The 12,838-nt window shown below is 51.9% G+C and carries 10 protein-coding genes; 5 read left to right on the top strand and 5 right to left on the bottom strand.

Annotated features, from left to right (window positions below; genetic code table 11):
* The first annotated feature begins 268 nt into the window (after nucleotides 1-268).
* Both Q1K29_RS10035 and Q1K29_RS10030 read left to right on the top strand, forming a co-directional pair.
* A complete protein-coding gene (locus tag Q1K29_RS10035; RefSeq protein WP_300394188.1) occupies nucleotides 269-673 on the top strand; it encodes a hypothetical protein in 405 nt (134 codons plus the stop codon).
* Complete coding sequence (locus Q1K29_RS10030) at nucleotides 654-1,433, top strand: hypothetical protein (protein WP_300394186.1); 780 nt, start codon at nucleotides 654-656, stop codon at nucleotides 1,431-1,433. The genes Q1K29_RS10035 and Q1K29_RS10030 overlap by 20 nt, the downstream gene beginning before the upstream one ends.
* Nucleotides 1,434-1,468: 35 nt before the next feature.
* On the opposite strand, the gene Q1K29_RS10025 is transcribed toward Q1K29_RS10030, so the two are convergent.
* A complete protein-coding gene (locus Q1K29_RS10025; RefSeq protein WP_300394183.1) occupies nucleotides 1,469-2,248 on the bottom strand; it encodes a hypothetical protein in 780 nt (259 codons plus the stop codon).
* Nucleotides 2,249-2,537: 289 nt separating this feature from the next.
* Between Q1K29_RS10025 and Q1K29_RS10020 the strand changes: the two genes are divergently transcribed.
* The gene (locus Q1K29_RS10020) at nucleotides 2,538-3,764 is read left to right on the top strand and encodes a site-specific integrase (RefSeq protein ID WP_300394180.1); all 1,227 of its coding nucleotides are present in this window, start codon (nucleotides 2,538-2,540) and stop codon (nucleotides 3,762-3,764) included.
* On the opposite strand, the gene Q1K29_RS10015 is transcribed toward Q1K29_RS10020, so the two are convergent.
* Together Q1K29_RS10015 and Q1K29_RS10010 are read right to left on the bottom strand one after the other, a co-directional pair.
* Entirely contained in the window at nucleotides 3,757-5,532 is a 1,776-nt protein-coding gene (locus Q1K29_RS10015; RefSeq protein ID WP_300394177.1) for an ATP-dependent helicase, read from the bottom strand. The genes Q1K29_RS10020 and Q1K29_RS10015 overlap by 8 nt on opposite strands.
* On the bottom strand, nucleotides 5,519-7,420 hold the full coding sequence (locus Q1K29_RS10010; protein ID WP_300394174.1) for an AAA family ATPase: 1,902 nt from the start codon (nucleotides 7,418-7,420) through the stop codon (nucleotides 5,519-5,521). Before Q1K29_RS10010 ends, Q1K29_RS10015 begins: the two co-directional genes overlap by 14 nt.
* Nucleotides 7,421-7,995: 575 nt before the next feature.
* On the opposite strand from Q1K29_RS10010, the gene Q1K29_RS10005 reads away from it, so the two are divergent.
* A complete protein-coding gene (locus tag Q1K29_RS10005) occupies nucleotides 7,996-8,502 on the top strand; it encodes a hypothetical protein (protein WP_300394172.1) in 507 nt (168 codons plus the stop codon).
* On the top strand, nucleotides 8,489-9,808 hold the full coding sequence (locus Q1K29_RS10000) for a hypothetical protein (RefSeq protein WP_300394169.1): 1,320 nt from the start codon (nucleotides 8,489-8,491) through the stop codon (nucleotides 9,806-9,808). The genes Q1K29_RS10005 and Q1K29_RS10000 overlap by 14 nt, the downstream gene beginning before the upstream one ends.
* Before the next feature lie 12 nt (nucleotides 9,809-9,820).
* On the opposite strand, the gene Q1K29_RS09995 is transcribed toward Q1K29_RS10000, so the two are convergent.
* Nucleotides 9,821-11,320: a recombinase family protein gene (locus Q1K29_RS09995; RefSeq protein WP_300394166.1), complete on the bottom strand. Its 1,500-nt coding sequence runs from the start codon at nucleotides 11,318-11,320 to the stop codon at nucleotides 9,821-9,823.
* A 196-nt stretch (nucleotides 11,321-11,516) separates the two neighbouring features.
* The gene (locus Q1K29_RS09990) at nucleotides 11,517-12,674 is read right to left on the bottom strand and encodes a type IV secretion system DNA-binding domain-containing protein (protein ID WP_300394163.1); all 1,158 of its coding nucleotides are present in this window, start codon (nucleotides 12,672-12,674) and stop codon (nucleotides 11,517-11,519) included.
* Nucleotides 12,675-12,838: the final 164 nt, after the last annotated feature.

Raw genomic sequence — 12,838 nt, 5'->3', positions numbered from 1 at the left:
TGCCCTGCGAAGGGGCGGAAATGATCTGACAGGCCTGGACTTGGCGCAACGACGTCCTCAGCTGTTCTTGTTCTCGCTCAAAAGCGGAAGATGATTGTGTGGTAAAGACAACAGCAAAGGTAATGCAGCTCGGGCTACTGCACTTCCCATATTCAGCGATTATGCAATCGCAATTGCGGGATTGAACAAGAACGGAGCCGACCTTTTTCTGGACAATTCCCGCTCTCGCAGCTCTTATACTTTCTGGGTTGAAAAAAAGGGGGGTAGCATGATGGATCTTTTGCGGCTGCACGAAATTCTGACCGAAAACCGCATGCTTATTGCAGAGACTTGGAACTTCTTCGTGACGGTTCATCTGGCACTAATCGGACTCGTAATTATTGCACCCAAGCAAAAGGTGCCACATCTCATTTTGTGGCCCTTAATCTGCGCTTATCTTTCTTTTTGCTTTATCAACTTTCGAGCTCAGCAGGACAATTATCAGTACGTTGCCGATCTTCTAGCTCTCACCAAAACGGCTGAGATCGATCAGCTTGGGCGCGAGAGTTTATCGGCGGTTTTTAGCGCCGGCTGGATCTCCTCGCTGCTACCGCTCATTTATGCTGCAGCCGCAATTTTGGGTGTGGTTGGCTTGATTTGGGGGGCGCGTGTACGTGCCACGCACCATGGATAATAGGGGGCTATTTGCAGGGCTATTACTGCTTTCGCTCACTCTAACAACGAGTTGCGTTCATAAAGATAAAGAGGGGAACCAGACCAACATTTGTATGTCTCCATCTGTGAACGCAGAGCCCGGCAAGTTGTACGCCTATGGAAACTTTTGCGGCGAAGGCAGACCATTCGCCGAATTTGACGCGAACAACTTTGACCGAATACAGGCAATTTCTGCCAAGGACGATATCGACCTGGTCTGTAAATTTCACGATCTTTGTTATGCGAAATTTGGCGCCGATGCGTACGCCTGCGATACGTTCCTGCCAGCGATAGATGACCCTTACGACTTTCTGGACCCTCACTTCGATCCTGTTGACTCAAATTGGCCAGAGGATCCCCACGCACCGATGGCCTGTTATGCTCAGTATGCAGAGGTAACGTATAGTCTCAATTTTCTTAAGCAAAATAGGGAGTTAAGCGCAGATGTATGGCTTCGGAATTCGGCTTCGGCGATTTTGACTCCCATTACGGTGGCCACGATGTGCGTTACTACAAGTATCTCCAGGTATCCTGAAGATGGGTCTTGCCGGTTGAAGCCGTCGAGACGTGAGGCACTTTTAGCTGACCTGAGCCAAGTTCTCGCAGCGGCTTACGCTATCGACGAGTGCGGAGGAGCCACCGAAATTTTACGCCAGTCCAACAAAGGATGCGTAACCGAAGAGCGCATAAATGAGCTACACAGAGCGCTGAGTATCGAACAGTTTCTTGGCTTAAACTGAAATCGCTATTCGAAGGTCTGCGGACATTTTGGCTATCAACGGCGCTTAGCGAGGTACTTCTCAAATCGCGACATCAATTCGTTAGCGCGCCGGTGAGACCAGTACCGGTCGGCTGGGTACAAGCCGTAGTAGTCAGCGGCATCAATTGAGTCGTCGAAGCTCGTGGCGCCCGCTTCCCAATAGACATAATGTTGGAAAACAATCTCAGACTCGCCTGACGAGATGGCCCGTATAAACACAGCGAGTTTTTGAAATCGGTTTTCAGGAACAATTGAGAGGGAGTTCCGACCGCGCATTTTTTTTGCGAAAAATCCGCGCCCTTCGTCGTCGGAAAACTCATTTGAAATAAAATAGTACTCCGTCTCCAGAAAGGCCTTAAAGGTCTCGTCAACCTCATCTAGAGCTGTGGAAAGCCGTTTGACATGTACGTCGAAAAACCGGCGATCCTTTTCAAGTTTGGCGATACGATGAAGGCCTGTGGAGCGCTTGATGATGTCGATGTCGGAAAGAACCGGACATCGATAATCCACGAATAAAGTCGCAGGTAGAGGTTCGCCGCGATAATCGCTTCGTACGTATCGCCGATACTTTGTCCCTGCCACGTAAGATGGACCTCTACATTGTTTGCGGCCTTCTACATCCAGCAAACTTTCAAGATCGCGATGTGACCGCATACGACCTTTGGGGTCGTAAACTCGCGTCGAAACGATGCCGCGCGCATCGAGTTTAGACGCTTCAGAACTATCGAGAAGATACGTCGTGTCGGTGAGAGTAGACGGAGCGGACTGACAGGCTGCGAGGATCAGGGTAAGCATCCATGCTGCCGTCAATGACAATAGAAGCCTCGGGGTGTCGAGTTTGCAAATAAACTCCAAGCGTCCGTCTCCCCAGCCGCGCTTTGGACTAGATAAAATACCTTATCTTCGGGACACGAAATCCACAATCGCAAGTTTGCGAATCTGCCAATCGTGAGGTTTGAGGGAAACCGCTGGCCGACGGGCGTTTAGCGTTGCAGGATTGCTGGTGCCCAGGAGAGGCATCCCGTGCGCTGAACATAACTGCTCATGAGTCAACCTAATAGTCTGTCTTCATTGAGCTTTCCCGATGCTCGGTACCACCAGAAATACCACCACTGAACATAGTTGCACGTACCGAAAGGTGGGCTATAAGGTGGTCTGTATGAAGCGGCATGCGCTCACTTTCATGGAGGCAAAGAACCTCGGGTCCGGCAAATATGCCGATGGCGAGGGTTTATGGCTATGCAAATCTGATCAGTCGCGCGGCAAGTGGATCGTCAGGCTCACGATCGCCGGGAAACGGCGCGAAATGGGGCTCGGTCGCTGGCCAGACGTTTCGATTGCCGAAGCGAGAACTCGCGCCGCCGACGCGCGCCGTGATGTTCGCGACGGACTCGACCCGATCGAAGCGCGAGCCAAAGAACGATACAAACCGAAGAAGCTTACAGTGAAAGAAGCGATCGATGATTGCTTCAAAGCTCGTCAGGCTGAGCTGAAGGGAGACGGCAAGGCGGGCCGCTGGATGTCACCACTAAATGTGCATGTCATCCCGAAGATCGGCTCCATGCCGATCGAGGATGTCGATCAGCACGTATTAAAGACGGTTTTTGAGCCGATCTGGCATACAAAGCCCGATGCTGCTCGTAAGGCCATGAACCGGGTCAATCTCACTTTGAAGCATGGCGCTGCGCTCGGGCTCGATGTCGATCTGCAAGCGACGATGAAAATGCGTGCGCTACTCGGAAAGCGCCGGCACGAAGTCCAGCACATTCCTTCTCTTCCATACAAAGATGCGCCAGCCTTTTATCAGGATCTCTGCGAGCGCACGTTTGTGGCCGCGCTAGCTTTGCGCTTCCTCATTGTGACTGTCGCCAGAACGAGCGAAGTCCGCTTCGCCACATTTGAAGAAATCGAAGATGACGTTTGGGTGCTCACGCCAGAACGAACGAAGACGGGACGCGAACACCGCATCCCGCTAACCGACGAAGCCTTGCACATTGTCGAGCAGGCCAAAGCTCTCGGATCAAAGAAACTTCTTTTCCCTTCCGCGCGCGACCGCGCGCTGTCAGACGCCGCAATGGCTGCATTCATGAAGCGTGAGGAGATGATTGCTCGACCACATGGCTTTCGCGCGACTTTCAGGACCTGGGCCGAGAATGAGACTGACGCGGATTGGGAGACCAAAGAAGGCGTCCTGGGCCACGTTGTGGGCTCTTCTGTCGAACGAGCGTATCAGCGATCTGACCGGCTCGCCAAAAGGCGCGCTCTTCTGAATGAATGGGCTGCTTTCCTGAGGAGTGGCGTCACTAGTTGATGACCACGCACTTGTCTCTCTGCGGCGTCAAGATTGTCGTGCGTGATTTGGCCCTGGTGACGCTCACTCTAAAATTTTGCCGAACCTGCGAACTAAGGTTTTCCCTCTTATTCTGGCGCACAATCCGATTTCGGTGTCTTTCCCAACCGTCAAAGAGGATCACCTCATCGAACTGCTTTCCCTTCGCCTTGTGCATATTCATAATTACAACGCCTGCTTCCGGCTTCGACGTCATGGCGAAGTGATCTTGGACAAACGAATTCTCGACCGCTGACAGGGCATTCAGATAGGAGCCATTTTCTCGCCAATCTTGGGCAAGTGCCTGCCGTAGTTCTCCACCCCTTTCCAATAAACGAAGGTTTTTTGCTTCTGCCGCAATTTCTTCGAGTGCTGATACGCCCGACCCTTCCAGCAGGTCACGCACCGAGATCCAATCCGCATACGGGTCACCTTGCAACGAAACTTGCAAAATGCTGGCGTAAATTTTACTCAGAGCATGGAATGAATTCCTCTTATCCAAACGGGACAGGTCATTGCCCAGCTGTTCGAATGCCAATCGGTGCTTCTCGAACTTGGACGCGGTGCCCAAATCTCTTTTAGTTGGACTGTCTCCTCCTTTCCCACGATAGAATGCCTCTATCTTACTTCCCAAGGCCAACAGCCCCGTAGGCGCCTGTTCAAGACAAAACGCTATGATTTCGGCCGCCAGAATTGCACCCTCAATCTCAACAACCGCCCGGTGATTTATGGCGGGCATGGTTGTCGGCGGACTTCGAAAACTGTCGGAGACTAAGCGTGTCATCGCTTTGGTCGGCACAAGCACTGCGATTGACCATCCATCGGGCTTCGACTTCTTCAGCCGGTCAATCGACCGGAGCGTGACGGAAACAAGTTTGCCAAGGGCCTGATTTTTGTTGCTAGGGTATAATTCTAGATCCAAACCTTTGTAATTCTCATTAAACTTACCTGTCAGGACATGATCGCCGAACTGCGTAAGTTCCGTGTCAACGCTTCTGTGGTTTGCCTTCCCCAGATCGACGTTCAGAGGACTGAACCTGTCATCGAATTGCTGAAGCCGCGCGGGATCGGCCCCCAACCATTCAAAAATTCGTTGCTCCGGATCCGCCAGGGCCAAGATCGTCGCTTTCGCGCCGAGATCCTGAACTACTTCCCACTGAGAGAGATTTGTATCCTGAAACTCATCTAGAATTATGTACGGATAACGGGAGCATACGAGCGCCGTAAGACGCTCACTTCGAGACAAGAGATCGTGAACTAAAGAGGCAAAGAGATCGAAACATATTAGCCCTTTATCGAAGGCCAACTGTCGCCGCTTGGCACTTTCGGCAGCTGCTTTCGCGGTCTTCTGTGCCGGAGACAGTCCTCTAGATGGGAAATCACTTCTCACTCCAGCTAATGCAATCGCCTCATTCGAAGGCGTCAGAAGATTGAGCTTGCGGGGTAGTCCGATGAGATACCCGTGAGCTTTGATGATCGACCAAAAAAAGGAGTGATAAGTTTCCACTTCTATGCGCTTCTTTTGTTCGGATGCTATGGCGGCTTCCTCATCGATAGCCTCAATCACTCTCGAAACTGTGGCCCGTGCGAAGCTCAGGAAGAGAACTCTCTGTTCTGATTGCAATTTTTCGGCAGCGACACGAGCAGCCCTCAGAATTGAAATCGTTGTTTTTCCAGATCCCGGACCGCCCTTAACAAGCACATGTCCGGGAGCCCCCATCACTGCCTGCTGTTCTTTAGACAGTTTCATCGCCACCTTCTGCAGTCTTAGCCTCCGAGCTTTCTAACTTATCATCTCCCGCATCCCCTTCTGGTTCTTCCGGAGTAGGCGCACACAGCTCTAGAAGGCTTAGAGCAGTGCTGCGAAGCCACTCGGGAACTTCAGCTTCATCGCATTGTGCCAGAAATTCAGCGGCTCCCCAGTTTCCTTTGGACCAAGCAAAATATTCTCCTACCGCCTTTTGTGGATCGTCTTTGGGGTCCGGATGCTTTGCCGCGAGGTGTGGCGGCCAGTCGATCATGTCGGCAAACCTCTCAAGCGCCTCGGTAGTTGTACCTTGAATGACTAATGCTTCGAAGCTGTGCTCCGGGTGCATGAAGAGTTTTTCGACTTCGGACTCGATTAATGCCTCCTTCGTCGAATCTTGATGATCACACAAAGCGAAAACACGCTTGTCCAAAGCCGCGTACATTTTCGCCAAGCCGGGAATGTTGTCTTCACCACCTGCATTCACGACTGCCACGCCAAGCGCTTCCAGTGAAGAGTAGCGCGCTGGGTCAAGCTCCGACAGTCGCCTACAAACGACTGGAAACGCGTCTGTTTCAGTGCTGCCTTCCGCCACTAGTATCCGTCGTGCGAGCAGTCCCTCGCAAAAGCGCGTTCGGAAGTCCTGACGGTATCTCTTCAGCTTTAGATTTGTGGGCAAGACAGGCGACGAATGCGTCAGCGTGCAGTCTTCGGACCGATTCAGTACCACCGTCTCGTCCAGTTCGAACTCTTCCAGGACATAAGGCGAATGGGACGTAAAAATCGCTTGCGATGATAGCTTACGGATTTCATGGACTATCCGTTTCTGAGCATAGGGAGGAATTGCCGTCTCAGGCTCCTCCATCGCAAAGACCACTTCATTTTTACCCTCAGCGATCAACGACAACAGGGCGAGGACGAGCATGTTAATCGTACCGGCCCCTTGCCTGTAGAATGGTGCCGCATGCTCACCGCTCCCGGTTGAAACGAATGCTGTGATGACTTTTCTGAGATGTTCTCGAGTGAGATTTGACACCTTAAGCCGAGGAGCCGCTCCCCATTCTCTAGGAACATATTTCTTGAGTGCTTCATCTACGCTCGAAAGAACATCGCTCAGCCCTATTGAAGGGTCAGATGCGACAGCGTGGCTGCTCAAGGCCTCTATCGTGTCTTCCCACATTCTCGGACGGATCTCTTTAAGGCGAAGGATCACATCCAGAAGACTGCCACGCTCAAGCGTCAGCGCTCGCGAGCCTGTTCGGATATTTCTTAGATACAAGAATCCACAAAGCTGCTTGTCCCGCTTTGTAAACAAGTCTGGCCGGTCACTCTCTTCCAGGCTGCGACTGAAATAGGTTCGTCCTTCAAAATCGTCTTCTTCTTCGACGTATTTGCCGACGAACGATACTCTTAGAGCTTCAACAATTTGATCGGCATCAACACCTTCCGGTGAAGGTGTGTCGTAAAGCGTGCAGGTTTCTGTGTCCCAGAATTCGAGATGGTCCTTGAATCGCCGCCGCTGCTCATCGGAAAGTTCAATAACGGTCGCCTCAATTGTGATCTGCGGCGCATTACCCCGCGCCTCATCGGCTCGCTCGGCCTCTTCGACCGCTGGCTCCGCCTCTGCAGACTCGCCTTCCGTTGCTGTCGTTACCGCCCCATCGTTGGACGCTGACACAGGCGCAGCTGTGTACTGGCCGCAAAAGAAATCGTGTTCATCGATTGGAGGAAATCGATTGAGCCGATCTGGGCCAAGTGCAAGATCCAGAGCCTCCAGCACTGTCGTCTTTCCGGTATTGTTATCTCCGATGAGAACCGAATGAGCGGACAGCAGGATGTCCGCTGAACTGATCCCGCGAAAGTTCTCTATTTTTATGCGTGCTACCCTCATGATTCCATTATTCCACTATCGGTTGATTATTGCCATCAGCGACGACTTGCAAACTGCGACGTAGTAAGCTGAATTCAGTGCTTTTAGAAAAGAAGGAGGACCGTAGCATTGCCCGCCAAAAGGAAAATGAGCTCTATTTGGATTTGGACCCGCACTTATGAAGGTGCTCGTAGACTTCGCGACGCACTTGTTCAGACGGAACTCGACCCAGAACCACAGAAAGTGAGCTTTAACCGATGGGGGAGTGGCGAAGGCGGCGGCAGACTCCATGCGTCATGCAACGGCTGGACAACAATTGAGTATAAATTTGAACCCAAGACAACTGATTACCAACGCCAAAAATGCCTGATGGCGATATGGGACGAGATAAAGGGACTTATCCCCCAGGATGAAAATCCCGAGATGGAAATTCACCCCTAGAGTTTGAGGGTAGTTAAGAGAACTAGCTGACTCCCAAAGCTGAATTCCAGTAATCCAGATGGTAACAGGCGACCCACTGCGTTCTTGATATGTTTCTGAAATTACACCATGACTAAGTTTCGGCGACAAGGCTATTGGGATGTTAAAATACCGCTATGCAACATCTTGAAACGACTTGGACGATTGTGAGCACGGCGGTCACGATCGTTTCCCTAGTTGTTATCTTTTATGCGATATACGCAACAATTCGAGGCCTGATACCCGTATTGATTCGGCTCGGATACAGTTTGTGGCAAAAACGGATCATTATTTTTGCTGATAATGACATGGCTTCCGAGCTCCAGAGGCTGATAAACGATTCCCGTTTGTTCAATCGCAAGAGAATTGAGATCGCAGGAGAAAATGACGTCGAAAATGCCCGCAAGGCAAATGTTGTTCTTGTCTACTGGAGAGACGCTCAGGGATACATAGACGAAATTGTCCGCAATCGCAGCGAGCATGCCGCTTTAATAATTTATGCTCCTCACCGTGACGGAGCTATCCCAGGCGAATTTCTGAATGAGCTGGAAAGACGAAAGCATATCACCCTCTGCAACTTCCGAGGACGTCTAATGAACGACGTCCTTACTTCAATGATGACGATCCAATATGACAAAGGATGAGATCAATTCAGCTCTAAGAGATTATGCGCGATCGAATCTGACTCCACGTCAAAATGAGCGTGACCTTGTCACAAATCTATACGCATCAATTAAGGCGGCTCTGGGTGAAGGTAACTGTCTCCAGATCGGCTCCTTCCCGAGATTCACTGCCATTACACCAGTACATGACCTAGATGTGCTGCACATCATCGGTGCCTGGCAAGGCGCCGTTTCTCCCTTCGAGGTGCTAGACGATCTCAAAGATCTACTAACCGACAACTTTGAGAACCCCACTGACTTCACGATATCGATATCGCTCCAGGCACACTCGGTAACAATTAGCTTCACTGACGATGGTGAAGATGTGTTTTCTATAGATGTCGTGCCAGCCTTCTCTACTGGACAAAACGAGTTCGGCGATCCGATGTACGTTGTCCCCGAAACAGCAAAGCACCCCCGTAGAGAGCGTCGCTATATTCCCGGCGGTGCCAACAAAGATGATTTCGGCGATCCGAGTAGTTATTGGATCCGCTCAGACCCGAGAGGATACATATCCGCCGCTCAGAGATTGAACGACGATAACGATGATTTTCGGAAAGCCGCAAAAATCGTCAAACGATGGAAACAAAACCAAAAACTGAATGACGATAATTTCCCATTAAAGTCATTCCATCTAGAGCAGATCGTAACGAGAATCCTTTCAGCAAACAGAGGACTATCCCTTTTCGACATCATCTTCGAATTTTTTCGCACCATTGAAGATTACGTTCGTGATCCTCGAATTCCTGATCGAGCCGATCCCAGCATATTCATCGACCAATACATCGCTGATCTTTCCCACTCTGAACGGCGGAAAATTTCTCACGCGAAGGACTACGTTCTCAAAAGTCTTGAAGAAATTGCTCCTTCGACTCCGATTGAGAGTATATTTAGCGGCGAACTGTATGAGAGACCCGTGTCTGAGAAGTTTTTGTTCGATCTCGGAATTCCAGTCCTTACTGAAGAGAACCTTCGCATAAGAGCGGAAGTTCTACCTCGAACCGGTGGCTTTCGCGGCTTCTTACTGGACGTCATTGGACGGATCTCTGTGGATCGAAAAATCAGCTTCAGACATCGAGAAGATGTTCCTGGGGCTCAGCTGTATAAGTGGAAGGTGAAAAACGATGATGATTGCCGTGATCCCCGTGGTGAGATCACCGATCACTCAACGCGAAATGATCCCGAAAATAGCAAATACATCGGTGAACACTATGTCGAATGCTACGCAATTAGGAATAACGTCTGCATAGCTAGAGCCCGGCAGTATGTCAGACTGGGAGGACTGTAATGCAAAGATCTCCTACGCCGCCTCTTGCTGGCCATCAGCTTTCGTTAGGCGCCTTTTCATTGGCCTGAGTTCGAGAAGTGGGTCTATAAAGGTCACATCTTGCGTTTCGAGCGCTTTGCGCGCGCCAGCAAACTCAATTGAGGGCTCTATCTCGACGGTTCCTGGCGACACCGCGCGGTTCGAGGTGGCAAAAACCGCAAGTTCGCGCTTCATGGCCGGATCAGCCATTTGATAAAGCGAAACAAGGCTTTTTGCGCGTTCGAGGAATTTATCGAGCACGGCGATATTTCGGTCATTATCGGCCTTGCGAGCTGCTATCTCCTGCCAACGCTGTTCATCCAACATGATCGCTGCGCGCTTTTTCTGAAACGCCTCCTCATCGATCACGCCGTCGATCAGCATGTCCGTTAAACGGGACAGACGCTCCTGGATCTTCATCAACTCGAACTCGGCACGGTCGGTGTCGTCCTCCACTCGTTTTCGATCCAGCCAATCCTGAAATAACGCCTTGAGTTTGTCGGCCTCCGTTTCGCTAAGCTTCACGCGCTTAAGCGACTGAACTAGCTCAGCTTCCAGGCGGTCTTCGCGGATCGTCTTTGTCGCGCAGTTTCGCTCATGGCAGCGATAATAGACCTTTCCCTTCTGTCTCTCTGGGATCATTGCGCCATCGCAAAGCGCGCAGCGAAACAGGCCCCGAAAGACGTGATTGTGTTTGGTGGATTTCTTGTTGTCTCGCCCCTCACGAACGGCCGTAACGTCATCAAAAAGAGAGACGGAAACGAGCGGCTCGTGCACGCCTTTATAGGTTCGCCCGCTCGAAGGCACGGTCATCAAGCCGACATAGAAGGGATTTCTCAGGATCTTCTCGATGCCGGTCTTTGCGAGCGGTCTTCCCCAATTATTGCGAAGCCCGATGCGAGCCGCTTCATCGGTGAGTGAGTAGAGCGAATACTGGCCACTCGCATAAAGCTCGAAGAGCTGACGAACCAGATGCCCCTTTACGGGATCGATGGTTTTCGGGCGACCGCGCCCATTGTCGAGATATCCGATCGGCGCCTTGAACGGATAAAGCCCTTGTTTGAGGCGTCCTTCGATTCCCTTGATCGTTTCTTCTCGGAGATTGCGAATATAGTCCGCCGCGATGACGGCCTGTATGTCAGCCGTCAGGCGGCCTCCTCTTGATCGGAAGTCGAGGCTCTCGGTCGCGAAATGAATATCGATCCCTGCCTCGGCCAGATCGCCAATTCTGGCCCAGTCTGCAAAGTTTCGAGCAGACCTGTCGATCTTGTGAAAGATCACGCCATCAGCTTTGTGACGCTTCAGTTCTGACACCATTCGATTGAAAACCGGTCGTCCCCGCTTGGCCGCCGTCACCTTTTCATCGAACCATCGCGACACGGTGATATTGTTGCGACTCGCAAAGCCCAGGATCGCTTCTTTCTGCGCCTCTAGCGACACGCCATCGCCCTGCTTGACGGTCGACACTCTGACATAGCCGAAACAGGTTTTCATACGCCGTCAGTGGTATCTTCCGACTCTACCAAATCTCCAGATTTTGGCGAATCTGTTGCCCACGGCCATGTCCCGTCCTGGAGCTTCTGCTCATATACGCGACGGCAGATTTCGAAGTATTTTTCTAGTTGCTCATCGGTCATGTGATCATTTTAGGCGAAGCGTAATTCCAAGCTAGACGGCCCGACATCGCCGTCTATCGCAACGGCGGACTCATCGTGGCGCTGAAGCCTTTGGACCGAACACCATCTACCATGAGCTTCATGTAGACCTCGTGGTTCGGGAGGTTCATTAGATCCCGCGCTTCAAGATCTTCGAATTGACGCACCAGAAGGCTCGCATCCCTCGCCCCGACCCGGAAGATAATCTGCGTCCCTACGTTTCCGACAATCGCTTCAAACAGCTCATCATCCACCTGGCCAATATGCTGATGGGCCAATACCAGACCCAATCCATATTTTCGGACCTCCGCGAGCATGCTGGTCAAAGCCGATGTCGAGAAGGCGTGAAACTCGTCGATATAAAGGAAGAATGGCGTTCTGGATTCAGCGGGCTGATCGTACCGTGAGAATGCGGCATGCAGGAGACTGGAGACGACCAAACCGCCCACGACATTTGCGGTATCTGCGCCGAGACGGCCCTTGGAAAGGTTGATGATGACCTGACTCTGATCGTCCATGAGCCGGCGGAAGCGTAACGGTGTCTCTGGCTCGCACAGAGCCTGCCGCACGACCGGATGGGCCAGAAAGGCTCCAAGCTTGTTTGCGATCGGCGCGACCCCGTCGATCGCCGTCTTGTAGTTCATAGCCGGAAACTCCTGCTTCCAGAATTGCAAGACTTGCGGGTCTTCGACGCGGGTGATCACCTGATTGCGGAAGCTTTTGTCGATGAAGAGCTGCAGGACATCGCGTAGATCGGCTTTCGGCATCGCAAGCAAGGCCAGAAGCGCGTAGCGCAGGAGATGCTCCATCCGAGCACCCCAGGCGTCAGCCCATTGCCGCTTCAGCGTCTCGATCAGGCCGGAAGCGACGAGGGGGCGAAGAGGCTCAGAGACGCGCGCGAGCGGATTGTATCCGAACGGTGATGTCGCGTCGGCCACGTCCCAGTAGATTTGATCGAAGCCGGTGCGATTTGAAAGATCACTCGCCAAATCGCCATGGGGCTCGATCAGGCAGAAGCCCCGGCCTGCCTTGGCATCCTGCAAAGCGAGATTGGCGAGCAGTGTGGATTTCCCGGTTCCCGTCTGTCCGATCACGTAGGTATGGAAAAGACGATCGGCTTGGCGAATTCCGAACGGCAGATCGCTATAGCGCCGATGCGCTACACCCAGACTTGAGAAACTCTCTGGCTTCATAGGTGAGCTTACTCTCCTATGCGCAGGGAATTTTCGCCAGACGGCCCGCTATCGCCAATATCCGAAATACCGATATCGGGCCGTATTGGCGGCTCTTTCAGGCATTTTATTCTTAAGGTGGATCTGTTCCTTCCCTGCTTCTCCACCTTCGCAGGGTGCTGCTG

Origin of the sequence: Henriciella sp. (genome assembly GCF_029937755.1) — a bacterium.
GTDB lineage: Bacteria > Pseudomonadota > Alphaproteobacteria > Caulobacterales > Hyphomonadaceae > Henriciella.
Note: the sequence above shows the minus strand (reverse complement) of the source record. Positions and strands in the feature narration are given on the sequence as shown.